Origin of the sequence: Flavobacterium zepuense (genome assembly GCF_007097145.1) — a bacterium.
Classification (GTDB): Bacteria; Bacteroidota; Bacteroidia; order Flavobacteriales; family Flavobacteriaceae; genus Flavobacterium; species Flavobacterium zepuense.
Genome location: NZ_VJVZ01000002.1, coordinates 63,573 through 89,641, shown reverse-complemented (window position 1 = coordinate 89,641; position 26,069 = coordinate 63,573). Strand labels below are relative to the sequence as shown.

Here is a 26,069-nt window from a genome sequence, read left to right as displayed (position 1 = left end):
TTCTTTACTGTTTATTTGTTAATTTGTGGATTTGTTAATCTGTGGATTCGTGGATTTGTTAATTTGGTTATTTGGCTACACTGCTATCAAATCAACATATTCAATTCTTATTTGCAGAGCGATCAAATAACCGAATTAACAAATAACCAAATCAGTTTTCTTTGTTAGCTATGTGGTCAAATCAACAAATTACCGTATAACCAAATCAACTCTTTATTATATAACTTTCGCTTCGTTGTGCAGCAGGTTAACCAGTTCGTCCAGGTTATCAGGGCTAATTAGTTTCACGGCGCTTTTAGGTGCCGGTTTTTCAAACTTAACCGATTTTGTGCTGCTTTGCGCACCCACAGGCTCTACTAAAGTAAGTGCTTTAGTCCTTGCCTGCATAATGCCGCGCATGTTAGGTATCCTAAGGTCTTTTTCTTCTACAAGGCCTTTTTGCCCTGCTATAACAAGGGGTAGCTTTGCGCTAAGCGTTTCTTTACCACCATCTATTTCTCTAACGGCTTTTGCATCGGTTCCATTCACATCAAGGGTAATGCAGCCGTTAACAAAATCATATCCTAAAAGCCCTGCAAGCATACCCGGTACCATACCGCCGTTGTAATCTAAACTTTCTTTACCGGCAATTACAAGGTCGTAACCGCCATTTTTAACCACTTCGGCCAGTTGTTTTGCAACAAAAAAACCATCGGTAGGGGTAGCGTTAACGCGAATAGCTTCATCGGCACCAATAGCAAGTGCTTTGCGCAGTGTAGCTTCGGCATCGGTTCCGCCTACGTTCACTACAGTTACTGTAGCGCCTGCCTGCTCTTTAAACCATATAGCGCGCGTAAGGCCAAACTCATCATTAGGGTTAATTACAAATTGTACACCATTGGCATCAAACTCGCTGTCGCCATTGGTAAAGTTAATTTTTGCAGTAGTATCAGGCACGTGGCTGATGCAGACTAATATTTTCATTATTATGAGATTATAAGGTTTGAATATTGATAACACGAAGTTAATAATTTTATTTAAATAAAAAACTATGCACGCATATTAAATGTGATTTTTCTAAAAATTTAATCTATAAAATTAAATAAGTATAAATTTAAGCGTTTTAAATGGCTTTTATTGCGAAATTTAGTATGATTTTAGCTTTAAAGGTAAAAGATGATTTATTTGCCGCAATGGGCTGCTATAATGAGTTAAAATTTTTATTTTTGCCATTCATTTAATAATACGCGAAATACAATTACATGAGAACTATACAATTTAGGGAAGCTGTGTGCGAAGCCATGAGCGAAGAAATGCGCCGTGACGAAGCTATATATTTAATGGGTGAAGAAGTTGCCGAATACAACGGAGCTTACAAAGCCTCTAAAGGCATGCTGGATGAGTTTGGTGCGAAAAGGGTTATAGATACCCCAATTGCCGAACTTGGTTTTGCCGGTATTGCAGTAGGTAGTGCCATGAACGGTAACAGGCCTATTGTTGAATTTATGACATTTAACTTTGCCCTTGTGGGTATAGACCAGATAATAAACAACGCGGCTAAGATACGCCAGATGAGTGCGGGCCAGTTTAACTGCCCAATCGTTTTCCGCGGGCCTACGGCTTCTGCCGGACAGCTTGGTGCAACGCACTCTCAGGCTTTTGAGAACTGGTATGCTAATATACCGGGCCTTAAAGTTGTTGTGCCATCTAACGTGTACGACTGTAAAGGTTTATTAAAATCCGCTATTCGTGATAACGACCCGGTTATCTTTATGGAGTCGGAACAGATGTACGGAGACAAAGGTGAAGTGCCTGATGGAGAATACACAATACCTCTTGGTGTTGCCGATGTTAAACGCGAAGGTAAAGATGTTACCATTGTATCTTTTGGTAAGATCATTAAAGAAGCGTTTATTGCTGCCGATGAATTAGAGAAAGAAGGCATTAGCTGCGAGATCATCGATTTAAGGACTATCCGCCCTATGGACCATGATACCATCCTTAATTCGGTTAAAAAAACAAACAGGTTAGTGATATTAGAAGAGGCATGGCCGTTTGGCAGTATCTCGTCTGAAATTACGTATATAGTGCAGGAAAGGGCTTTTGATTACCTTGATGCGCCTATACAAAGGATTACTACTGCAGATACCCCGGCTCCTTACTCTCCGGCTCTCTTAAAAGAGTGGTTGCCTAATGCAGGCGACGTTGTTAAAGCAGTAAAAAAAGTGCTTTATAAATAGTTACTTGTTTATTGTATAGTAGGCAATAACTATATGTGCATATAAAAAAATATTGAACTATATTTGAAACTTCATCATACTAAATGGTGAAGTTTCTTGTTTATGCCTATTATGAAGAGAAGATTACTGTTGTTTGTAGGGTTATTTTTAACCCTTACAGCACCCTTATTTGCCCAAACCAAAGTTAGCGGTGTTGTACTGGACAACACAAAGGCACCCCTGCCTTATGTAAACGTATATTTTAAAGGCACGAACGAAGGCGTTATAACCGATGAGAACGGTAAATTTTACCTGGAGTCTCAAAATACCTATACTGATCTTGTTGTAACTTTTGTGAGCTTTGCCCCAAAAGAAATTCACCTTGATAAAGCCGTAAACTACGACCTTAAAGTCACCATGGAAGAGGCCAATGAGCTTAAAGAAGTGGTGCTGTATGCCGGTAAAACATCTAAGAAAAATAATCCCGCTATAGATATCCTGCGTAAAATATGGGAGCGCCGCCGCAAAAACGGCCTTAACATGTTTAAGCAATACGAGTATGATAAGTACGAAAAGGTTGAGTTTGACCTTAATACTATAGACAGCGCCATGATTAAGAGCAAGCTCTTTAAAGGCATGGAGTTTATTTTTGATCAGGTAGATACCAGCAACATTACCGGTAAAACATACCTTCCTATTTTTATTAATGAGGCGCTAAGCAATGTGTATGGCGATAATGTTGCCAGCCGCAAAAAAGAGGTTACAAAGGCCAATAAAACATCAGGCTTTAGCAATAACCAGCAAATCATTGCCTTTATTAAAGATTTGTATGCCGAGTATGACATCTACAACAACTACCTTAAATTTTTTGATAAAGATTTTGTGAGTCCGCTGTCGCGTACGGGTATCAATGTGTACAACTACGTACTTACCGATAGTTCGTATATAGATAACAAATGGTGCTACAACATTGTGTTTTATCCGCGCCGTAAGGCAGAGCTTACCTTTAAAGGTAACTTTTGGGTAAATGATACTACCTGGGCCATTAAAAAAGTGGCTATGTCGGCCAGCAAGAGCGCTAACATTAACTGGGTAAAGGATATTTACATAGAGCAGGAGTTTGATGTGCTTAACGATTCGGTTTTCTTACTGAAACGCGACCACATGATGACCGACTTCGCCCTTAAGAAAAAAGAAGACTCAAAAGGGGTGTACGGTAAGCGTACCACACTTTTCAGGGATTATAAGTTCGACCAACCCAAACCCGCCGAATTTTATACCGCTGAAGTTAACTTTAACGATGAGGCTATCTATAATAAATCAGAAGAGTATTGGGAAGAGAACCGTTTTGAGTCGCTTAACAAAGACGAGCGGGGCGTGTACAAAATGCTCGATACCTTAAAAACAGTACCTAAGTTCCGCCACCTGTATGATTTAGTGGCAACGCTGGGTAGTGGCTATTACCAAATGGATAAGTTTGATTACGGCCCCATATTCTCCACCTTTGGGTATAACCCGGTAGAGGGTTTAAGGATACGATCGGGGGGGAGAACCTACTTTGGGCAAAACGACCCGTGGAGGCTTGAAGGCTACGGGGCCTACGGCTTTAAAGATAACCAGTTTAAGTATGGATTTTCGGGTAAGTGGATGGTTAATAAAAAGAACCGTATCATACTACAGGGAGGTAATCGCCGTGATATAGAGCAAATTGGCGTAAGCCTTACAGCAACCAGCGATGTGCTTGGGCGAAGTTTTGCTTCATCATCTTTATTTAGCAGCGGAAGCAACAATAAGCTTACATCCATAAACTTTAGTATGTTCTCGGCGGAGATAGAGCCGGTTAAGAATCTGGTGTTCCGTACCAGTTTCAATTACCGTACGCTTAAGGCGGCATCGCCGGAGTTTAGCCTGGATTATTATTTAGACCCGGCCGACCATTCTAAAGGTGTAAACGGCTTTATAAAGCAATATGAGTATGGCTTTATGATAGATTACACCCCTAAAAGGCGTACCATAGGTTACGGAGTTGAGCGTAGCGATGTAGATTATAACTATTCGCGTATTTTCCTTAACTATTCACAAGGTATAAAAGGCCTGTTTAACAGCGATTTTGATTACGAGAAAGTACAGTTTTATTACCGACAGCCTTTATTGGTAGGTGGTTTTGGCCGATTGTTTGCCACCTTTGAGGCAGGTAAGATATTTGGTGCCGTACCACTGGGGCTAATGGGAGTAATACCGGGTAACCAAAGTTATTTTTCTATAGAGAATACGTATAACCTTTTAGATTACTACGAGTTTGTGGCCGACCAGTATGTGTCGCTGCACCTTGAGCACAATTTTAACGGAAGGCTTTTTAGCCGCATACCGGGCCTTCGTAACTTAAACCTGCGCGAAATTATAGGTATAAAAGGTGTAATGGGTAATGTATCTAATGCTAACATTAATCTTAATGCCAGTAACCTTGTGTATCGCTCTCCTGAAGACCTTTATTGGGAATACCATGCCGGTGTAGGTAATATATTTAAAGTATTCAGGATAGATCTTGCATGGAGGGGCAGTTACCTTGATGTGCCGGGGGCTAATAAATTTGCGGTTAAAGGCTCATTCGGATTCTATTTTTAGATTGGCTTACTACTTAAATGGCTGTTATTTAGATTGAAAATTATTGTTAATAATGATTTTAAAAAATTTTTAACATCAGCGAAAAAAGTGTAAATTCGTCAAAAATCTTACTCCCACAGTTTTATGAAAATCAAATTTTTCGTAGTACTTTTTTTACTTATTATTGGTGTTTCCTGTAAAAATGAAACAGTGCCAAAAGAAAGTAATTATCCTGAAAATATTGTGGGTACTGCCCAGGGTGAAAGTTATACAGTAACATCTGCCGATGTAATACAACCCGAATGGGAAAAATACCTTAGCGATAAAAGTAGTAGTATTGAAACTTTTGAAATAATAAAAGGCCGTACTACAGGCGATGCTGTAAAAGATTTTTACATGCTCGTGGGCAAATGCAAAGATGGGCAAACCATTGCAGCATTGCTGGATTTAAAAGGCAACAACTTTTATTTTAACCAGGCTAACCCTGTAGCGGTAAGGTGCCACGGCACATGTACCGGCGGTTGCCTGCCTATTGCTACGGCAATTAAAGGGGCGGTGTTTTTATCTTGCTCACCGTGCGCTGATTGCATAAAAACAGATCATTTTTTATAGCCCCAAAATATATTTGTAATTAACATTTCGTTTACTATTAGTAAGGCATAATTTTTATACTTTAGTGGCGTAATCATCTAACAAATAACTTACTAAAGCCATGAAGAAAAATTTACTTAAAACCCTTGCCTGTGCCTTTGCAATTGCGCTTATGGCAAGCTGTAGTACAGAGGAGACGGACACTATAGTGCCTCAAAGCCCTCAGTCCACTTCTGTTAAAGATTCAGGAACTGATGGTGTTACTCCATCAACAGCGCGTGGAGATGTATGGGCTGGCACGATTGCTACGATTGATGCTAACGGAAATGTAACTTTTAGCGTAGACCCCGAATTACTTATCGATGATCTTAACGTTTCGCTTCGCCAACAGGGCGTACAGGCAGAAGTTACAACGGTGGCGATAGAGGAAAAAACGGCTACTAATGATCCGTCGGTAAAGGCTTATATGGTAATAGGATCTGATGGTAATGGTACATCTATCGGTGTATTACTGCAACGCGGTGGCTCCAGCCTTAGCGTAGATAGCGAAGAGGGCGATAAGAACGTAAGCTGCCGTGGCTGTGCTACGGGCTGTAACATGTCTTTTCTTATAGTAAGCGGTCACAAATACCCTTATTGTAACGAAAATGGCTGCGGTGCATTTTGTGAAAGAAAAGAAGGCTAACTAATTAGCTGGATAAAAGCATAGAAGAGAACCCTCCATAAGGAGGGTTTTTTATTTACGGTTAACGCAACCGTTTTCGTAATTAAATTTATGTAAACTCCCTGTTTTACTGCTGTTTTAATCAGGCAAACTTTTGCATGGCATTTTTTTTATACTACTTTTGCACGATTAACGAAAAAACTATTATGATGTCTGCAGCAAAACTAAAAACTTTTGATGTACTTATAGAGATACCAAAAGGTAGCAGGAATAAATACGAGTATGATTTTAAGCTGAAAAAAATACGTTATGACAGGATGCTTTTCTCATCTATGATGTATCCTGCTGATTATGGTTTTATACCTGAAACCCTTGCACTTGACGGCGATCCGCTTGATGTGCTAGTATTGGTTACAGAGCCTACTTTCCCTGGTTGTGTTATGGAGGTTAAGCCAATTGGTGTTTTCCACATGGCAGATGAAAAAGGCCCGGACGAGAAAGTGGTTTGCGTACCGGTATCAGACCCGATATGGAACAAGCTTAACGACCTTAACGAGCTTAATCCGCACCTTTTAAAAGAAATTGAGCATTTTTTCCAGGTATACAAAGATCTTGAGAACAAAAAAGTTGATGTAGGCGGATGGGGTGATGTTACAGAGGCCCGTGCTATTATTGATGAGTGCGTAGACCGTTTTGAAGCTTTAGCCGATAAGCCGGAAGAGCTTTTCAGCATCAGATAATAAACTCCGGTTTCCATAAAATATAAAAAAAGCAATATTCTGTAAAGGGTATTGCTTTTTTTGGTTTCATTTTTTATTATATTTACAATAGGTTCACAATCAAACCGATAAATTAATACCAAACCAAACCTCATTTTATGGAATCGATAATTATTTATGTTCCGGCTGTAATGGCCGTGTTGGGGCTGCTCTTCATGGCAGTTAAACGATCGTGGGTGTTAAAACAGGATGCCGGTGACGGTAAGATGAAAGAAATTTCAGATTACATTTACGAGGGTGCCCTTGCCTTTTTAAAGGCAGAATATAAATTGCTTGCCATTTTTGTTGTTATAGCCAGTATTGCCCTTGCAATAATTGCTTATTTAGTTCCTACTACACACATGCTTATTGTTGTTGCCTTTATATGCGGTGCATTCTTCTCGGCACTGGCAGGCAATATGGGCATGAAAATAGCCACTAAAACTAACGTAAGAACCACGCAGGCCGCACGTACCAGCCTGCCACAGGCGTTAAAGGTATCGTTTGGCGGCGGTACGGTAATGGGGCTTGGCGTTGCCGGCCTTGCCGTTTTGGGGCTTACGGCCTTCTTTATATTTTTCTTTCATTATTTTATGAACGGCCAGTGGGCTGCTGCCGAGTTTGAAGGGGTGCTAAAAACACCGGGCGAACTAATGACCATTGTGCTGGAAACCCTTGCAGGCTTTTCGCTGGGTGCTGAGTCTATCGCGCTGTTTGCCCGTGTGGGTGGTGGTATTTATACCAAGGCTGCCGATGTGGGTGCCGACTTAGTAGGTAAGGTGGAAGCCGGTATACCGGAAGATGACCCGCGTAACCCTGCCACCATTGCCGATAACGTAGGCGATAACGTGGGCGACGTTGCCGGTATGGGTGCCGATTTGTTCGGGTCATACGTAGCAACAGTCCTGGCGGCTATGGTGCTTGGTAATTATGTGCTTAGGGATATCATTATGGATAACCCCAATTTTACCGATGCTTTTGGTGGCATAGGCCCCATACTGTTGCCAATGGCTATTGCGGGCTTTGGTATCATCTTCTCTATCATAGGCACGCTTATGGTAAGCATTAAAGATAACAATGCTAAAGAGGCACAGGTACAGGGCGCGTTAAACCGCGGCAACTGGGTATCTATTATACTGGTGGCGGTATCGTCGTACTTTTTAGTACAGCACATGCTGCCCGAAACTATGAAAATGCAGTTTTACGGTGAGCCTGTTAAAGATATATCTTCACTGCGCGTATTTTATGCCGCGTTGGTTGGTTTAGTTGTGGGCGGTGTTATATCATCGGTAACTGAATATTATACCGGCCTTGGCAAAAAACCGATACTTGCCATAGTGCAAAAGTCGAGCACGGGTGCAGGTACTAACATTATAGCAGGCCTTGCAACGGGTATGGTTTCAACCTTCCCAACAATATTATTATTTGCTGCAGCAATATGGTCGTCTTACGCATTCGCAGGCTTTTATGGCGTGGCAATGGCCGCAAGTGCCATGATGGCTACCACAGCCATGCAGCTGGCTATAGATGCCTTTGGGCCAATATCTGACAATGCCGGTGGTATTGCTGAAATGAGCGAACTGCCTAAAGAGGTGCGCACCCGTACTGATATTTTAGACTCGGTAGGTAACACCACTGCGGCTACCGGTAAAGGGTTTGCCATAGCATCGGCAGCGTTAACATCGCTGGCTCTGTTTGCGGCTTACGTAACCTTTACGGGCATAGACGGTATCAATATATTTAAGGCACCTGTGCTTGCCATGCTCTTTGTGGGCGGTATGGTACCGGTGGTATTTTCGGCCTTAGCCATGAACTCGGTAGGTAAAGCCGCTATGGATATGGTATATGAAGTTAGGAGACAGTTTAGGGAGATACCGGGCATTATGGAGGGCACCGGCAAACCGGAGTATGGCAAATGCGTAGAGATATCTACCAAGGCCGCTTTGCGCGAAATGATGCTGCCGGGGCTATTAACCATTGGTTTCCCAATTGCTATTGTATTGCTGGGTATGCTTATCTATTCTGACAACCATGCACTGGTAGCCGAGATGCTTGGGGGTTACATGGCAGGGGTAACGGTATCGGGCGTGTTGTGGGCTATTTTCCAAAACAACGCCGGTGGTGCCTGGGATAATGCCAAGAAATCATTCGAAGCAGGAGTAATGATCAACGGGGAGATGACCTACAAAGGGTCTGATGCGCATAAAGCTGCCGTTACCGGCGATACGGTGGGCGATCCTTTTAAGGATACCTCGGGCCCGTCTATGAACATCCTTATCAAGCTAACCTGCCTTATAGGGCTTGTAATCGCACCAATATTAGGTGGCCACACCGAGGCGGCAACCACAACTGATGCAGCCCAGGGTGCGCAACAGGAACAAACGGCTTCAAACGATCCGGTATTGGTAGGACAGGAGCAAACCGAAGACATTAGCGTAGACAGGCAGATAGATGCCAACGGTAATGTTACCGCTACGGTTACGATATCTACGAAGACAAATCAGGAGGAATTAAAAACCGAAGAGAAAGTTTTTAAAGGCACCGCCGAAGAAGTAGATGCCCAAATTGAGGCACTAAAAAAGAAGAAATAAACGAGGAGTTTGAGGTTTGTAATTTTGATGTGATAAACAGTCAAAATGTAGCGAATCTCAGAGTCCGAAAGTGAAATATTAAGCAGTTTTTGATCCCTTTCTTAACGGAAAGGGATTTTTATTTTAGGATTGAGTGTGTCATTCTGAACGCAGCGCAGCGTAGTGAAGAATCCCTCTCTAAGATATGAGATGCTTCCTTCGTCAGCATGACAAAACGACTAAAAAAGTCCGTTAAGCTGAGCATTTATGCGGTTTATGATGTCGCCCAGGTCTTCAGGGTTATCAACAAAGTTGTTCTTATCCACGTCTATTATAAGCAGTTTGCCTTTGTCGTAGTTTTGTATCCAGCCCTCATAGCGCTCGTTAAGGCGGCTCAGGTAGTCTATCGAGATGGAATTTTCGTAGTCACGGCCACGTTTGTGTATGTGTTTCACCAAGTTAGGTATCGAACTGCGAAGATAAATAAGCAGGTCGGGTGGGCCAACAAAGCCTTCCATAAGCTCAAAAAGCGACTTATAGTTGTTAAAATCGCGATTACTCATAAGCCCCATAGCGTGCAGGTTAGGGGCGAATATGTGAGAATCTTCGTATATAGTGCGATCCTGTATGATTTTCTTACCATTCTCCCTAAACTGCAATATCTGGCTAAAGCGGGTATTAAGGAAATAGATCTGCAGGTTAAACGACCAACGCTCCATCTGGTGGTAAAAGTCGTCTAAATAAGGGTTGTCTACCACGTCTTCAAAGTGGGCTTCCCATTTAAAATGTTTGGCTAAAAGCTCTGTAAGTGTGGTCTTTCCGGCGCCTATGTTGCCTGCAACAGCTATATGCATTATTTTGAGAGGGTAATTTTATACTGGATGATTTCGTTGTTGGTAAAAATAGATAAAATTTGGTCTTTATAGTAAAAACCTGTCAAGGTTTTTTCAACGATTTCAATCTTTTGGGTGCTTTGCTTGGCTAAATTGTACAGGTAAAGTGCATTGCCTGAGCTTATTAAAACCTCGGTTGACGATAGCAGCTGCACCCCGTCATACTGGGGTATGTTGCCTAAAAAGCTCACATTGCCAAACAGGTTTACAGCGAAGTATTTGCCTGTGGTGTCTATCCAGTAAAAGTAATTGTAATCGCTTTGATAATATTTAATACCATCGTTAAAAGGGGGGGTAAGGGTTCTGAAAATGCCACGGGCAGTATCATACAGCCCTATTTGCTGGGTGGTAACGTCATACAGCCATAGCCTGTTTTGCGATGCCAGCCCGGCAGCCTCAACAATAAGTTCCTGTTCCGGCAGGGTGCTGAAGTTAAACTGTGAGGTTTCGTTTAACTGGTTGTCTAACAATACTACAGTATTAAATTTTCGGTAAAAAAGTACGATTTGCAAAGGGTTTTGCAGGTCTACCCGGTATATTTCGCCCAAGGCAACATTTTTGTATTTAAGGGTACGGCCGTCTTTTTCTTTGCGGAACTCATTCTCCAAAGTAGTGTATTTCCAGCCAAAAGCATCGGTGCCGATAAAGCGTTCCGGCCCGGCTTTGCTGTTAGACAGTAACTTAACCGGAATGGTAAGTTCCTGTGATACAGCAGGCATAGTAAAAATTGCGAAAAGAAATACAAGCAGCAGTTGTTTCATATACACTAAAGTTACGCGTAAAAGTAGTGAATCTCTGTGGAATAGCTCTATATCTTAATCCGCTCAAAAAACTGTTTTTTGTACGATTCGCTAATGGGTATACGGGTGTTATCTATCACTATCCTGTTGCGCTGTACCGAGTTTACATAGTTGAGGTTCACTATATAAGAGTTGTGTACCCGTATAAATGATTTTTCGGGCAGGCGCTCCATGAGGTTCTTAAAGTTGGATAGCGTAAGCACGTATTTACCATTGCTAAGGTTGATTTTAAGGTAGTCTTTAAGGCCTTCAATAAATTTAATTTCGGTAATAAATATCTTAAGGCTTTCGTGTTCCGACTTTACAAACAAAAAAGTATCCTCTGTAACCGGACTCACAACCGGTGCCTGCTGTGGCTTGGCAATTGGCTCCTGACCAAGCATTTTGACTTTGTTTACAGCCTTTAAAAAGCGAATGTACGATATGGGTTTGATGAGGTAATCTACGGCTTCCATCTCAAAACCGTTAATGGCAAACTGTGGGTAGGCCGTGGTAAAAATAAACTGGGGCTTATGTTTAAGGGTATCAATAAATTCCAGTCCTGTAATGAGAGGCATTTCAATGTCCAAAAAAATTAGGTCTACTGCGTTATTATTAATAAAGCTCATGGCCTCAACCGGATTGGTATAGCAGCTTAAAACCTCTATATGCGCAACGGTATCGCAGTAGTTTTTTATAATATCTACTGCAAGTGGCTCATCATCAATAATAACGGTTTTAAGCTTCATTAAGTTTTAGTGTTAGGTCTACATAAAATTTATCGTTCTCGGCATAGGTTTTTAGCTCGTTCTTATCAGGGAAATACAGGTTAATGCGCTTTACCGTGTTTTCTATGCCCAGTCCGCTGGCTTCATCCTTTTTTAACTGGGTGTTGATATCATTAACAACAATAAGCCTTATTTCATTGTGTGCAATGGTAAATTTTACCTGTATTTCATTTGTTGTAGCCGGATTAACGCCATGTTTAAAGGCATTTTCAATAAAACAGATAAACAACAATGGCGGAATCAGAATTCCGTTAGGCGAGCCTAAAACCTCAAATTTAATATGGTTATTCTCGGTAAGCCGTAATTTTTGAAGCTCGATATAGTTTTCGATATACTGTATTTCTTCCGCAAGCGAAACCTTGTCTTTATCCGTTTCATATAGCATATAGCGCATAAGGTCGCTAAGGTTAAGAACTGCCACAGGCGTTTGATCTGACTTTTTTATGGCCAGCGAAAATATGGTATTGAGCGAGTTAAAGAAAAAGTGCGGGTTAAGCTGGGCCTTTAAAAAGTTGAGTTCGCTTATTTTTTTCTCTGTTTCGGCTTCTTTTTGGCGTTTAAACGTGTTGTTCCACTCTACATAGGTCTTAAACATGGCACTAAATGATATGTGAAGTGTAAGCATGATAATATTAGGGAAATACCTGAATGCCTGATGCATATCTTTAGGCATATCGCCCGGCGGACGCATCATGTGATGCCTTCTTGGAAAATCGAAAACTGAGAAAAATTCAGAAAAAATAATGGTAAAGATTATGATGATAGCCAATGCACACAGTGCATATAAACCGGGCTTATTTTGCAGCAGGAACCGCGGAACAAGGATGAAGTAATTAAAGTAAAAAACGATCATGCATACACCGGCCTTTAGTAAATAGCCCCACGGGAAACCGGTATTGCCAAGAATATAATCGCCCACCGGTATAAACAGGAACAGCATCCAGAAAAATACATGGAGCAAAGACGACCTGAAGTTATACGGCAGGGTATTATAGACTTTTTTTAGCATTTTGTTTTTATTTTAAGCACCTTTAATTCGGCGGGGGTAATGGTTGGCATTTCCTTTTGCTTTAGTTTGGTAAGTACGCTGCTGGCTACTTTTTCGGCATCAAGACTGTCGCAAAAAGCGTGGTTGCCTTCTGTTCCCGGTATAAAATCCTGCTTAATAAGTATCTTATTCTTAACTGTTATGCTGTAGCCGTACCCATTGCCCGTGCGGTGTACGTTGCTTTGCAGGGCAGCGGCTTTTTTTTGACAGCCCACAACGGCAATAAGCGTAATGGCAAGTATACCAAAACGCTTAATAACTGTAAATTTACGTTTAATCTTCGTCGTCATATTCATCAAACGGCTTAAACTCAAACATATCGTCGTAATAATAGTTGCCGTATTTGCCCAAGAGCACAAAGCCTCTTGTATCGGTATTAAAAGCAATGGCATCCTGCCTGGTAACCCCTTCAAACGTGGTTTTTTCGTCCCATTCATCAGTAAGCGGGTTATACTCCCATACAATATTATTATCACCACCACAAATGTAGCCATAATTGCCAATAGAAAAACCGGTTGCATTGGTACGTGCTATGGTGTAAGCATCATCATCATCAAGGTCTTTAAGGCGTGTCCACGTTTCAGATGTAGTATCAAAAGCCCAAAAATCGGTTTGGTTTACAAGGTTAGATGCCCCCGTGCCAAAGTATACTTTAGTGCCAATGGTAAAGGTTACACCCTCACGCCTTTTGTTGCCGCCAAAGCCAAACTGCTCTTCCCAAGTATTGGTTTCAGGGTTGTACCTGTAAAAATCTTTACGGTCGCCATCGCCATCAAAGCCAGATCCTACATAACCTTTTGTAGCGGAGTTAAACCCAACTGCTGCACGCCTTGCGGAACCACCGAAATCGGCTATCTGGCTCCATGTGTTGCTGGATGGGTCGTATTTGTAAAAATCGGCCAGCTCATTAGTACCGTCATAGCCCGTACCTATGTAGCCACTGCCGCTGGCTGTAAATGCTACTGCAGAGCTCCTGCCTATACCCGGATAGCTGGCTTTTTGCACCCAATAGCCACCGTTGATGTCGTACTGCCAAAAATCCTGTAAATAGTCGTCGCCATCATAACCTGTACCCACATAGGCGTAATTATCTATAACAAACGATACAGCCCCGCTGCGTGGCGAACCATCAAAAACGGTGCTGGTAATCCAGTTACCCACATCTTCGGAAGAGTCATCGCTGGAGCAGCCGCTAAACAGGGCGGCACAAAAAGCCAGCCCCAAAACAAGTTTGTTATTTTTACTTAAAAAAAGATCCTTCATAGTTATTTAAAAATTTAGATTGTATTTAAAACCTATTGATATATATAAACTGTTATTAAAATTTACGTTGGTATCGCCCCCGGTTTGTTTGCTAACCGTAAGGCTGTTATAAAAGCTGTAACCACCCTTTATGGTAGCTATCCAGTCATCGGCAGAAAGGTAATTGTACTCCAGCCCGGCATTTAACGATAGCATTTCGAGTTTGGATATCTTAACATCGGTGTTTTGCAGCGCATCAAAAATATAGTCCTCCCCACCAATTCTTGTATAAATAGCGTCTGCAAAAACGACCGACTTTAATGTGTGTTTTGTGTTGAACTTATAGGCAAATTCTGTTGCCGGGATGCCCAGGTTGTATGATATTTTTTCGTTTACCTTTTTACTATAATTAATTACAGGCATAAACCTGAATTTACCAAAGTACCCTTTGTACCCTACACCAACAGTGAGGGTAGAGGGGCTTTCGCCCGATGTAGTTTTGCTTACCCCAACAAAAAATGCGGGGTATAGGTCTTTAATGCTTGTGCCTTCAAAATTGGTGTTCACCTCAGGAGTAAATGAGGCCACACCCTTCCAGTTGCCGCTTAGCGGAAACATATAAGTAATACCAGCCTTAATAGAAGTAACCCCTTCGAGCGTGCTACTATTAAAAGGCGTGATAAGAGCATTATTTTGTATCGTATAGTTAGATACGCCAGCAGTATACAGCAGGCTACTATTTTGTAAATGCTGGGTAAAATTAAACTCGGCAAAATGGCGTGTAACAGATGTTGACCCACTGTTGTGCATAGCGGTGTAATCGTACTTAAAAGAGTTTGTTATTTCCTGCGTGTAAGCGGCACCTGTAACTAATAACAACAAAGCAGCAAATAATTTAAACATGTTAGCAAAAGTTTAGGCAAACATATTTTTAATTTAATGCTCATAAAACTCTAATATATTACCGGGCTGTTTTTTTCTACAATTAGCCATTTTTTATCTATAACTGCTTTTTTTAGCATTGGTAGTTAAAATAGGGGTGTTTGTCTTTACAAACAGGGTTATTATATATCGTGTTTTTTTAATGGATATATGCCCTGCTACTTTTGGGAAACCTAAATTATAATCATGCGAATTTTATATAGCACCTTGTTTTTTTTAGCCGTGCTTTTTGGGGTGATATCCTGTACAGATGAAGTAGATACATTTGAATCGGGGGCTGATTTCACCCAAAGCAACATTAAGGTAATACAGATAGATACCTTTGCCCTTAACATGAGTACCTTTAGGTACGACAGTATTACCAGTTTTGGTAATGACAGGCTTATGGTAGGCCGTTATACCGATCCCTTTTTTGGCAAAGTAAAAGCAACAGGCTTTATAGATTACATACCATCGGCTTATTATATAGATGAAACTGCCGTGCTGGATAGTGTAGTACTTAACCTGCCGTATGACAGTTATTATTACAACGATACGCTTCAGCAAAAAATAATAAGGGTGCAGGAGCTTACCAAAGAGATTAAGTATAAAACCAATGAAACCTATCACTACAATACTACTGATGTTGCTACCAGTAATACCACTATAGGCCAAAAAACATTTTATCCGCGAATAAGCAGGGATTCGTTAACAATTACACTAAACTACAGTTTTGGGCAAAACCTTTTCAGCAAGATTCAAACCAATATTATTAACGATGCAGACCAATATACCGATTATTTTAAAGGCCTGCGTATTTCTGCCGATGATACAGAGGATGCCTCTATAATAGGGTTTACGGCATCTACAAGTTACATAAGGATGTACTACCACATGCCGGGTACTGAGGCGACAGAAAGCGAACACATAGACCTTGTGTACAACAGCGATGCAAGCACAACTAAGTTTTTCTCTAAAATAGAGAGCGACAGGAACGGCACGTTGTTGCAAAACCTCAACGGCCAGGAAACCGAAGGCACATCATCCAGCCTTAACAACCTTAGTTTTATACAATCAGGGCTTGGTATTACTACTAAGCTTACGTTCCCATCCATAAGGGAAATTTCTACTGTAAACTATGGAAACGGCAACGGCGATATTTTTAAGGCACAGGTAAAGATGAAGCTTAATCAGGCTAATTTCAGTAAGAATCTATACCCTACAGATTCTCTCTATATGTATGTTGTAGACCAGAATAATGATGTTGTAATACGGCTTGATGATGATGCCGGCAATCCTGTAATGGCCTACGTAGACAGGGAGGATGAAGAGTTTAACGATGTATACCTTATTGCCCCTGTAGAGGCTTACCTTAAACGCGCTATAGAGAGTGCCGACTATGCCAATTACGGCCTCATATTTATCCCGCTTTACTACAACTCTACAACCGAAAGGTTTGTAATTAATGGCGAAAACAACAGCAATTATAAATCACGATTAGAACTTACCTATGTTATATACGATAAATAGGCTGGCGCTTTTAGCCTTTTTGCTTACGGTTACTGTGGCAATGGGCCAGTCTAACAGCCTTACCAGTTCGCCTTACTCACTTTTTGGGCTGGGCACACTAAATCCTGTTGGCGCAGGTAAGACCAATGCGCTGGGTAAAAGCGGTATAGCCCTTTCTGGGGCAACCGCCATCAATAGCCTTAACCCGGCAGCTTATGCCGATATTTTTAAGAATTCATTCATGACCGATATTGGCCTTAAGGCAGAGCGTAACAACTTTACCAATACGAATGACCAAAATACCGAGACCACTTATAACTTCTCTAACATAAGCATGGGGGTATCTATATCAGATAAATCGGGAATAGGGCTTAGTATGTCGCCGTATTCGGATGTTGGATATTTATTACAAGGCGTTACCGGCACGGTAGAGGGCTCGACTGATACATTTTCGAGCAATATACAGGGCAGTGGTGGGCTTAACAATATAGCGGCAAACTATGGTTACAAGCTTACGCCAAAGCTAAATGTGGGTATAAACGGTTCGTATTACTTTGGTAACATTACTGAAACCGAATACGTAACCCTTACCAGCGATTACCTTAGTATAGCCGAAGTTAACCATTACAGCGGGTTGAGGTTGGGATTTGGCGCGCAATACAAGGCTAACAGCAAATTTACGCTGGCTGGTGTGCTAACCCTGCCTGTAACCTTAAAAGGTACACAGGATCGGGAAGTGTATAAGATCATTAACTTAGTGCAGAGTGAAGTAGAGTCTGAAACCCGTGATATACCAAGCTTCAAACTGCCTACAGAGTTAACAATAGGTGTAAAATATAGCTTTACGGAAGCGCTTACCATGAATGCTGATTATAAGCGTTCGTTTTGGAGCAGTACAGGTATGGAAGACAATATAGGCACATTTACCGATCAGGACCTGCTTGGAGTAGGCCTGGAGTATTATAACTACAAGCCACGCTCCGGTTATCTTGGCAGGATTAAATACCGCCTTGGTACTAATATGGATAATGGCTACCTTGAGGTTAACGGCAACAGGATAAAGAATATGGCATTAACATCGGGTTTAGGGCTGCCATTAGGGCGTGGAAACACTGTTCTTAACCTTTCGTACAGTTATGGGCAAAGAGGTTTGATATCTAATACTTTAGTGAAAGAAAAATACCATCTGCTTACCCTTAACTTAAGCATTGATGATACATGGTTTGTTAAACGCAAATATGAATAACAGCAGTTTGGCTCTACGAATTAATTTATAGTCCGATATGGGTTGTTTACCGTCAGTTTTGCCTTGTTGGTATATATTTTTTTCGGCACATCCAGTTATAGCTTACTTTAGAATTAAATTTTAAAGCGCCATGTAACTTTCGGGCATTTTTAAAGTCTAACGAACAAACAACATTCACAAAATGAAAAAAATAACATATTTTGTACTTGCCTTATTTGGTGTACTTACCGTAAGTGCCCAGGATTTTCAGGGTGTAGCTGTATACGAATCTAAAACCACTATACCCGATTTCAGGCCACCCGGACGCGACCGTGATATGACCGATGCCGAGAAAAAGAACATGGAAGACCGCATGAAAAAAGCGCTCGAAAAAACCTTTGTGCTCACTTTTGATAAAACATCGGCAAACTACCTGGAAGAAGAAAAACTGGATGCCCCCGGCGAAAATCCCGGCTTTAGGATGATGGCCAATTTTATGGGCGGTGGCGGCAAACACTATAAGAACATTAAAGAGAAACGTTTTGCCATGGAAAAAGAGGTCTTTGGGAAAGAATTTTTGATAGATGATACCCTGCCTAAAATCCAATGGAAGCTGGAGAGCGAAACCAAAAAAATAGGCAATTATAATTGCTATAAGGCTACTGCTGTTGTACCTACAGATAAATCTGATTTCAGGAACCTGCGCATGAAAAAAGATGCGGCCCAAAAGGCAGATCAGGCTAAAAAAGACGAGAACAAGACTACAAATCTAATGGATTCGGTAGAAATGCCCGATACCGTTGCTATAACCGCATGGTACACACCGGATATTCCTGTAAGCACAGGCCCAGCCAATTATTGGGGATTACCGGGACTTATATTAGAGGTTACTACAGATAAAACAGCCCTGCTGTGCAGTAAGATAACTATCAATCCTAAAGAAAAGCAGGAGATTAGAAAACCGGCTAAAGGTAAAAAGGTTACGCAGGCGGAGTATGAGGATATCGTAGCTAAAAAGATGGAAGAAATGCGCCAGATGGGGGGGGCGGGTGGTCCCGGCAGTGGCAGGCCTCCTCGTATGAACTAATTTACTATATCAATACAATCAATTACACATCCCCTAAAATGGCTAAAATATTACTGGGGCTTGCCCTGCTGTTCTCTATTGGCACCTTTGCACAAAACGTAAGGCTGGAGGGAACTATAAAAGACTCAACCGGCGTAGCGCTGGAAATGGCAAATATCATGGCCGTTAACAAAACTACCAATGCCATGGACTCTTACGCTATTACTGATGATGCCGGTAGGTACCAGCTTCAGCTAAAGGCTAATACAGCTTACATTATCAGGGCAAGTTACATTGGGTATACAGCCTATGAGGAAGAATTAACCACAGGTGCTGTTAACAGTACCAAAAATGTGGTGCTTAAAGCAGGTGTTGAGCTTAAGGAGCTGGAAATTGTACACGAAATGCCGGTTACTATTAAGGGGGATACTATTGTGTATAACTCCGATTCGTTTACCAATGGCACTGAGCGCAAGCTGGAAGACGTCCTAAAAAAACTGCCCGGGGTGGAGGTTGATACCGATGGTAACGTAAAGGTAGAAGGCAAAACCGTGACCAAGTTGATGGTTGAAGGTAAGGACTTTTTTGACGGCGATACCAAACTGGGTGTTAAAAACATCCCGGCAGATGCATTGGATAAGATTGAGGTTCTCCGTAATTACAACGAAGTGGGCCAGCTTAAAGGCCTCGAAAATAATGAGGAAAACGTTGCCATGAATATCAAACTTAAAGAAGGTAAAAAGAACTTTATGTTTGGCGATGTTTCGGCAGGGGCAAGTATAGGGGAGGGTGAACGCTATATTGTAAATCCTAAACTGTTTTATTACAGTCCTAAATACAGTATTAACCTTATTGGCAACTTTAATAACACGGGAGAGCTACCGCTTACCATGCAGGATTATTTTAAAATGACGGGCGGCTTTAGGAATATGATGAAAAAGGGCGGTACCAACTTTAATGTAGGTAGTAACGACCTTGGCCTTACTTTACTTCGCAATAACAGGGCAAAAGAAATTGAGACTAAATTTGGCGCAGCAAACTTTAGCTATAACCCTACACAGGCGTGGTCACTTAGCGGTTTTGCTATTATCAACTCCAGCCGTAACGAACTGGAAACACACAGCCGCAACACAGTACTAAATGCACAGACAGGTGAGCCGGAAACCATTCAGGATACCGATGAAAAGTCATTACAGCGCAGTGACTTCAGCCTTATAAAATTGAGTTCGAGTTACAAGCCCAATAAAAATTTCCAGTTTGATTATGATGCATTCTTTAAAACCTCTAAGCAATCTGAGGATAATTCGTTGTTTTCATCGGTAATGCCGGAAACTTCGCAAAGCCAGGATATCTATACGCTTAAAAAGCAGAATCCGTTCTCCATCAATCAAAACCTGAACCTGTACTACACGATGGATGATAAAAATGTATTTGCTTTTGAGGCGCAGCACCTGTACCAGGAAGAAGATCCGTTTTACAATGCTAACCTCGCAAACAACCCGTTCCCGGATGCTGTTACAGGCGATACATCGTTAAATCTTGGCCTTGCCGACGCTTCCCGCTATGACCTTAATCAAACCCGCTTTGTAACTACCAATAAATTTGATGCTAAGTTTGATTACTACTATATGCTTACGCCAAAGGCCAATATTAATCTTACTGCGGGCAATACTTATTCGTACCAGGGGTTTAATTCATCCATCTTTCAAATATTAGATGATGGCGCGCAGGATAACCTTGATGCCAATACAAAAAATGATGTAAACTACAGTTTTAATGATGTGTTCCTTGGGCTGCATTACAAATTTATAGCAGGTAAGTTTACAGTTAACCCCGGTGTGAGCCTGCACAGCTATGACTCATACAATGAGCAATTGGGCACTAAAGTAGATAACAGTTTTTTAAGGGTACTGCCCGATGTGTATGCTGTATACCAGATTAAAAAATCGGAAAGGCTGCAATACACTTACAACATGACAACTGAGTTTACCGATGTTGCCAAGTTTGCGCAGGGGCTGTTGCTAAACAACTATAACTCGCTTTTTAGGGGGAACAGGAATTTAGAGAATGCCCTGTACCAAACCCATAACCTGAGTTATTCTAAATACAACATGTTTAACTTTACACAGGTATTTGCCAATGTAAATTACAGCCACCGTATGGAGGCCATTAAAAACCTCTCGGCATTTAGCGGCATTAATCAGGTAAGCACGGTAGAGAACTCCAATTTTGCCGATCAGGTGATTTCAGGTGCGGCGGGGTATACCCGCAGTTTTGCACGCTACTACAAGGCTGCTGTAAATGCAAGTGTTTCGTGGAGCAGGTTCAATAACTTTAGGTTCGACCAAAATGCCGAAACTGATACCTTTGTAACAATAGCCGATGCCATTAGGCAGGTAAGTGAGCAGGTTACACAAAATTATACAACCAGCTTTAGCACCAATTATAAAACCTTGCCCAACCTGGAGGTAGGGTACACGCTATCTATAAACGATTATGCTAACAACAAGTTTTACACCCACAGCCCTTATGTCCGTATGGATTACCTGTTTTGGAAAGCCTTTACCCTTACGGCAGATTATACCTATAGCCACTATTACAATGACGTAAAAACATCCGACAATGAGTATGATTTTTTAAATGCGAACCTGATGTACCGTGAGCCTGGCAGCAAGTGGGAGTTTAAAGTTGGGGGTACAAACCTTTTAAATACCACATCGCTTAACGACGACAGCTTTAATCAGTTTACTACCCGCACATCGCGCTACAGGGTACAGCCACGTTACTTATTGCTAACCGTTAAATACAATATATAAGACTAATTAATTTGAGATTTTACGCCCGGCAGGTTACTATTTGCCGGGCGTTTTATTTATGCTTTTTTAGTTTTCCAAATAAAGCCGTCCAATATATAGTGTGTAAACTGAGGTACTACCAGCAAGGGCACCAAGAGGAACTGCCAGGCCTCAAAAGTAGTAATACTGCCAAGGCTAAACTGCTCATTCCACACTAATATTTCCCAAAGATATTCTTCAGAGAAGGCGAGTGCTACTAATATTCCCACATAAATTATAATGCCTTTGTGGGTGTTGAGGTACTGCCAAATTCCCGCAGTTGCAGGAGCTTTTGCCTGTTTTATTTCCTTAAGATAAACAAGCGCCATGTAGGGTATGCCGTGGCTTACAATGTTGAGCATGGTAAAAATAAGGTCGTTATTAAAATATACGATACCAAAATACCAGGAAGCGGCTGTACCAAACACAATTGCGTTTTTTGGAATATTAAAATAACCGTGCTTACTATAGCCATAAGTTACTTTAATTACATAAATGCCTAATATGAGGTAATATAAATAACCGAATGCCTGTAGCAAATGCGCATTTTGATAGGTAAAAAACTCGTCCTGCATAAACCATGCAAACTGGCGCGGCGGACTCATAAACCAATACAGCATGGGGTAACCCGTTGCTGCATAGATGGCAAGATTATCAGTAATAATGTTGAATTTAGTCTTTGGTTCAAAGCGGGCATACAGCCGCATAAAGCCATATTGCTGCCTTATAAAATGAAACACTGCTACATAAGCAAGCGTAACCCAAAACACTTTACTGCCCAATAAGAATAACAGTAAGCCAATAAAAAAGCAGATAATGGGCAGGGCTATAAGCAGTTGCTTTTTCTCTCTAAAAGCGTCAGGAACCAAATAGGTTTTAAACAGGGTAGCATACACATGGGCAACATCTATAAATACTACAAAAAAGAGCCAGGTATAAAATGAGTAGCGCTGCTCTAAATCCTGTAGCCATGGCTGGCACAAAAACACCACTGCCAATATAACAAAAGGCGGTAAGAGAATAAACAGGCTGTCGGTTTTTGCCTTATGTATCCACGGCTGTATCATGTAGCAGATTGTTTACGGCGTTAATTCCCTGATGAAAAGCCTCTTCAAAAATAGAAATCCCCGAAAGGTCGGTATGTGCAAAGTACAACTTATTGGCAATACTTTTAGCTGCCTCGTGCTTTGAAGCACCAAACAAAAATCCAGGTACAGGGCTTATCATACCGTGCCCCAGGCGGTGTATGGTTATTTCTTCTACAAAATTCTCTATACCGGGATGTGCCGCTTTAAGGTCGGATAATACAAACGCCTCCCAGTATTCTTTAGACTTCGAATAGAGTTCTTTACGTGCTTTCTTATTATTTGCTGTAGAAAAACTATGGTACCATGTAATAACCTTTTTATCCTGAATTTGCTTCAGGTTTTGGTGCTGGTCATAGATATAACCCAAGCCTTTGCCGTTAAAAATAACGTTATCCCAGCAAAGGGGGTAGCTTTCGTCATCAGGAAGGTGGCTAACCGTTAACGTTGCCAAAAGCCACGGCGCATAGTTAAAATCTTTGGCAATAGGTTTGCGGTTAGGTAGTAAATATTGGTTTACAAATTGTGGCGTAGCTATTATAACCTTTTGGGCGGTTATGGTTACGGTTTCCTGTTTATCGCTGTCAAAAGCAGTGACAATGACATTGTCATCTGATACATCAATATCAAAAGCGAGGTAATTTAGCAGGGTCTTGCCTTGTGTGTACTTTTTTAAGTGGTGCGCCAGCCTTGCGTTGCCCTCCGGCCAGGTAAGCACGTTATCTTTTGTGTCCCCGGCATTGTGCTTGCGCGCGGCGAAATAATGGATGCCCGCCCATGCCGATATATAGGCAATGCCCAAGCCAAAATCATCCCGGCAGCAATAGTTTACATAGGTGCCAATTTCAGGCGATGTAAAATCGTTCTCATCCAGCCATTGCTGCATGCTAATAGTATCCAAATGCCTGTGCCTCGCATCGGTTGAACCAACAGAAAGCGGTATGTCAAAATAGTATCTGTTATCAGGGCCTTTTTCTGTCCTGAAAGCTTCCATTAGCGCAAAGAAACGGTCGAATTCATCGTTTACAGCCTGCGGATTGCCAAATTTTGGCACAAGGCCTTCCTGCCATGTGTTTTTATAAAATAATCTTTCCTGTGGCGAAAAACTAAGTTGCTGTTCATCAAAAACAGGAAAGCCGTTGGCAGTGTAACCGGTTATTATTTTCTCTTCTTCTAAAAATTGCAGCAGTTCTTTGTCATGAAAATTAGGTACCGGCAGGTAGTGCGCCCCAAGCGGAAATTTAGAATGTTTATTCTCTCCGTTTGACGAATTGCCACCGATATGGCTTTCCATTTCAAGGATTAAAAAATCATCAATGCCTTTTTTATTAAATAGCCTTGCAGCGCTAAGCCCACTGACGCCGCCACCAATAATCAGGTATGGGATCTGTATGTTTTGGCTGGGTTTTGGGAAGTTCTTCGCCCAAAGCCTGTGGCCCAAAACATGGTTGGTTCCTGTAAGCTTTACAATTAGGGCGGCAGCTTTTTGTTGGCAGGCTTTTAAAAATGGCGCAAGCAGCAGCGAGGCAGCAATGCCTTTTAAAAAAGTCCGCCGGCTCGTGCCGTTATAATTTTCCCCATTCTTCATCAAAATAACGTACTAAGACCTGGTTGTCCAGCCTGTTAATTTCTATATCGTTTGCCTTCATGTCTTTAGCAAAATCGTTTAGCCTTTCAAAATCATAATCATAAAAACGCAGGCCGCTCACCTTACGCCTTACTTTACTAAATTTGGTTGTTGGGCTGTTAGCTGCAATGGTGAAACCCCATTCGCCAAAAGAGGGCACATACGCGTGGTATGCATCGGTTACCGGCAGCACCTGCTGTATGGTCTTATTAATACACCAAAACGACTTTGGTGCAAAATAAGGCGACGTGGTTTGTATTACCACAACAGCCTCAGGCGTAAGTATATTTTGCAGTGTCCTGTAAAAATTAAGCGAGTACAATTTACCCAGGCTGTAGTTAGACGGATCCGGGAAATCAATAATCGCTACATCAAATTGCTGTTTGCAGTCTTTCGCCCAAATATAGGCATCGCTGTTTATAACGGTGACTTTAGGGTTGTTTAGCGCGCCTTTATTAAAGCCGCTAAGTACAGTGTTGGTTTTAAAAAGGTTGGTCATACCTTCATCAAGATCTACCAGTGTGATGTGTTTAACATCATTGTATTTTAAGATCTCCCTAACGGCAAGGCCATCGCCGCCGCCCAAAACCAGTATGTTATCTATTTTTTTTGCCGATGCCATTACCGGGTGCACCAATGCTTCGTGGTAGCGGTATTCGTCCTGGCTGCTAAATTGCAGGTTGTTGTTAAGATACAGGCGGTAATCGCTTTTGTTGTGGGTTAGCACTATACGCTGGTAGGGGGTGGCATGGGTATAAATAATATTTTCACCGTACAATTTACCTTCCGAAAAGGAAAGGATACTATCAGAAAATATAAACACCACCACTAAAAGCAAGAATGAAAATATGGCTTTCGCCCGAAGCAATTTTGGCTTTTTGAGTTCATTTTTAAGGATAAAGCACAGCATAATAGCAATGCTTATGTTTATCATGCCGAAGAACAGAGACGTTCGCATAATCCCCAGTTGCGGCACCAGCACAAGCGGAAACAGGATGGATGCAAGTAACGCGCCTATGTAATCAAACGTAAAAACGTTAGATACCAGGTCGCGGAATTTTACCCTGTCTTTTAAAATATTCATAAGCAGGGGTATCTCTAACCCTACAAGGCAGCCGGTTATAAATACCAGTAAATATAATATAAACTGAAAGTAATATACGCTTTCAAACAGTACGAACAGTACTGCCGAACTAAGCCCGCCTATAACACCCACCAATATTTCTATCTCTATAAAGGTATTGAGCAGATTGCGGGTAATAAATTTAGAAAAGTAGGAGCCTACCCCCATAGAAAAGAGGTACACGCCTATAATAAACGAGAACTGCTTTACCGAGTCGCCTAACAGGTAACTGGCAAGTGTGCCGGCCACAAGCTCATAAACAAGCCCGCAGGTAGCAATGGTAAATACGGCAAGCAGGAGCAGTACCTCAAACCTGAGAAATTTTTTAACCATGAATGGCCCCGCTGATAATTATGGACATGCCAATTATAAAGGCTGCAAAAACAATAGCAAGCGCAACATTTTTGTTATGTACAATTTCTCTCCAGGTATTTTCCGGAGTTAATTTTTCTACAATAAAATAGGCACCAAAAAGTATGGCAAGCCCCACTATTGAGAAAATAACTGAGCTTATGATGAGTTGAAAATAGTGTTCTATTAACAT

At 41.5% G+C, this 26,069-nt stretch carries 22 protein-coding genes; 10 read left to right on the top strand and 12 right to left on the bottom strand.

What is annotated here, in order from left to right; translation table 11 throughout:
• Positions 1–216: 216 nt before the first annotated feature.
• Positions 217–963, bottom strand: a complete 747-nt coding sequence (locus FMM05_RS03255) for an electron transfer flavoprotein subunit beta/FixA family protein (RefSeq protein WP_143371914.1) — start codon at positions 961–963, stop codon at positions 217–219.
• Positions 964–1,241: 278 nt separating this feature from the next.
• Here FMM05_RS03255 and FMM05_RS03250 point away from each other — a divergent pair, with 278 nt between their 5' ends.
• The 6 genes from FMM05_RS03250 to FMM05_RS03225 all read left to right on the top strand — a co-directional run bounded on the left by FMM05_RS03250 (position 1,242) and on the right by FMM05_RS03225 (position 9,406).
• On the top strand, positions 1,242–2,219 hold the full coding sequence (locus FMM05_RS03250; RefSeq protein WP_143371913.1) for a pyruvate dehydrogenase complex E1 component subunit beta: 978 nt from the start codon (positions 1,242–1,244) through the stop codon (positions 2,217–2,219).
• A 111-nt stretch (positions 2,220–2,330) separates the two neighbouring features.
• Positions 2,331–4,823 (top strand): DUF5686 and carboxypeptidase-like regulatory domain-containing protein, encoded by a 2,493-nt coding sequence (locus tag FMM05_RS03245; RefSeq protein ID WP_143371912.1) that lies wholly within the window; start codon positions 2,331–2,333, stop codon positions 4,821–4,823.
• Between the two features lie 123 nt (positions 4,824–4,946).
• Positions 4,947–5,414 carry a hypothetical protein gene (locus FMM05_RS03240; RefSeq protein WP_143371911.1) on the top strand — a complete coding sequence of 156 codons (468 nt, stop codon included), beginning with the start codon at positions 4,947–4,949 and terminating at the stop codon, positions 5,412–5,414.
• Positions 5,415–5,514: 100 nt separating this feature from the next.
• Positions 5,515–6,078, top strand: coding sequence for a hypothetical protein (locus FMM05_RS03235; RefSeq protein ID WP_143371910.1), 564 nt, complete (start codon positions 5,515–5,517; stop codon positions 6,076–6,078).
• A gap of 188 nt (positions 6,079–6,266) precedes the next feature.
• Positions 6,267–6,797 (top strand): inorganic diphosphatase, encoded by a 531-nt coding sequence (locus FMM05_RS03230; RefSeq protein ID WP_143372281.1) that lies wholly within the window; start codon positions 6,267–6,269, stop codon positions 6,795–6,797.
• Between the two features lie 137 nt (positions 6,798–6,934).
• Positions 6,935–9,406, top strand: a complete 2,472-nt coding sequence (locus tag FMM05_RS03225; protein ID WP_143371909.1) for a sodium-translocating pyrophosphatase — start codon at positions 6,935–6,937, stop codon at positions 9,404–9,406.
• A gap of 218 nt (positions 9,407–9,624) precedes the next feature.
• Here the strand turns inward: FMM05_RS03225 and FMM05_RS03220 are convergent, their stop codons facing one another.
• The 7 genes from FMM05_RS03220 to FMM05_RS03190 are packed head-to-tail and all read right to left on the bottom strand — an operon-like array spanning position 9,625 to position 15,038.
• Positions 9,625–10,239, bottom strand: coding sequence for a deoxynucleoside kinase (locus FMM05_RS03220; RefSeq protein WP_143371908.1), 615 nt, complete (start codon positions 10,237–10,239; stop codon positions 9,625–9,627).
• Positions 10,239–11,039 (bottom strand): hypothetical protein, encoded by an 801-nt coding sequence (locus tag FMM05_RS03215; protein ID WP_143371907.1) that lies wholly within the window; start codon positions 11,037–11,039, stop codon positions 10,239–10,241. Before FMM05_RS03215 ends, FMM05_RS03220 begins: the two co-directional genes overlap by 1 nt.
• 47 nt (positions 11,040–11,086) lie before the next feature.
• The gene (locus FMM05_RS03210) at positions 11,087–11,806 is read right to left on the bottom strand and encodes a LytR/AlgR family response regulator transcription factor (RefSeq protein WP_143371906.1); all 720 of its coding nucleotides are present in this window, start codon (positions 11,804–11,806) and stop codon (positions 11,087–11,089) included.
• Positions 11,796–12,854: a sensor histidine kinase gene (locus tag FMM05_RS03205; protein WP_143371905.1), complete on the bottom strand. Its 1,059-nt coding sequence runs from the start codon at positions 12,852–12,854 to the stop codon at positions 11,796–11,798. Before FMM05_RS03205 ends, FMM05_RS03210 begins: the two co-directional genes overlap by 11 nt.
• Positions 12,848–13,183, bottom strand: coding sequence for a DUF4907 domain-containing protein (locus FMM05_RS03200; protein WP_185965497.1), 336 nt, complete (start codon positions 13,181–13,183; stop codon positions 12,848–12,850). The genes FMM05_RS03205 and FMM05_RS03200 overlap by 7 nt, the downstream gene beginning before the upstream one ends.
• Positions 13,167–14,156: a Kelch repeat-containing protein gene (locus FMM05_RS03195; protein WP_143371903.1), complete on the bottom strand. Its 990-nt coding sequence runs from the start codon at positions 14,154–14,156 to the stop codon at positions 13,167–13,169. Before FMM05_RS03195 ends, FMM05_RS03200 begins: the two co-directional genes overlap by 17 nt.
• A gap of 6 nt (positions 14,157–14,162) precedes the next feature.
• The gene (locus tag FMM05_RS03190; RefSeq protein WP_143371902.1) at positions 14,163–15,038 is read right to left on the bottom strand and encodes a DUF6268 family outer membrane beta-barrel protein; all 876 of its coding nucleotides are present in this window, start codon (positions 15,036–15,038) and stop codon (positions 14,163–14,165) included.
• Between the two features lie 225 nt (positions 15,039–15,263).
• Between FMM05_RS03190 and FMM05_RS03185 the strand changes: the two genes are divergently transcribed.
• The 4 genes from FMM05_RS03185 to FMM05_RS03170 all read left to right on the top strand — a co-directional run bounded on the left by FMM05_RS03185 (position 15,264) and on the right by FMM05_RS03170 (position 21,672).
• Positions 15,264–16,586: a DUF4270 family protein gene (locus FMM05_RS03185; RefSeq protein ID WP_143371901.1), complete on the top strand. Its 1,323-nt coding sequence runs from the start codon at positions 15,264–15,266 to the stop codon at positions 16,584–16,586.
• Positions 16,567–17,811 carry a hypothetical protein gene (locus tag FMM05_RS03180; RefSeq protein ID WP_143371900.1) on the top strand — a complete coding sequence of 415 codons (1,245 nt, stop codon included), beginning with the start codon at positions 16,567–16,569 and terminating at the stop codon, positions 17,809–17,811. The genes FMM05_RS03185 and FMM05_RS03180 overlap by 20 nt, the downstream gene beginning before the upstream one ends.
• A 181-nt stretch (positions 17,812–17,992) precedes the next feature.
• Entirely contained in the window at positions 17,993–18,877 is an 885-nt protein-coding gene (locus FMM05_RS03175; RefSeq protein ID WP_143371899.1) for a GLPGLI family protein, read from the top strand.
• 38 nt (positions 18,878–18,915) lie between these two features.
• Entirely contained in the window at positions 18,916–21,672 is a 2,757-nt protein-coding gene (locus tag FMM05_RS03170) for a TonB-dependent receptor (protein WP_143371898.1), read from the top strand.
• Between the two features lie 56 nt (positions 21,673–21,728).
• Here the strand turns inward: FMM05_RS03170 and FMM05_RS03165 are convergent, their stop codons facing one another.
• The 4 genes from FMM05_RS03165 to FMM05_RS03150 are packed head-to-tail and all read right to left on the bottom strand — an operon-like array spanning position 21,729 to position 26,069.
• Positions 21,729–22,757, bottom strand: a complete 1,029-nt coding sequence (locus FMM05_RS03165; protein WP_143371897.1) for a hypothetical protein — start codon at positions 22,755–22,757, stop codon at positions 21,729–21,731.
• Positions 22,735–24,363 carry an NAD(P)-binding protein gene (locus FMM05_RS03160; protein WP_143371896.1) on the bottom strand — a complete coding sequence of 543 codons (1,629 nt, stop codon included), beginning with the start codon at positions 24,361–24,363 and terminating at the stop codon, positions 22,735–22,737. Before FMM05_RS03160 ends, FMM05_RS03165 begins: the two co-directional genes overlap by 23 nt.
• Complete coding sequence (locus FMM05_RS03155) at positions 24,341–25,858, bottom strand: polyamine aminopropyltransferase (protein WP_143371895.1); 1,518 nt, start codon at positions 25,856–25,858, stop codon at positions 24,341–24,343. The genes FMM05_RS03160 and FMM05_RS03155 overlap by 23 nt, the downstream gene beginning before the upstream one ends.
• Positions 25,851–26,069 carry a DUF350 domain-containing protein gene (locus FMM05_RS03150; RefSeq protein ID WP_143371894.1) on the bottom strand — a complete coding sequence of 73 codons (219 nt, stop codon included), beginning with the start codon at positions 26,067–26,069 and terminating at the stop codon, positions 25,851–25,853. The genes FMM05_RS03155 and FMM05_RS03150 overlap by 8 nt, the downstream gene beginning before the upstream one ends.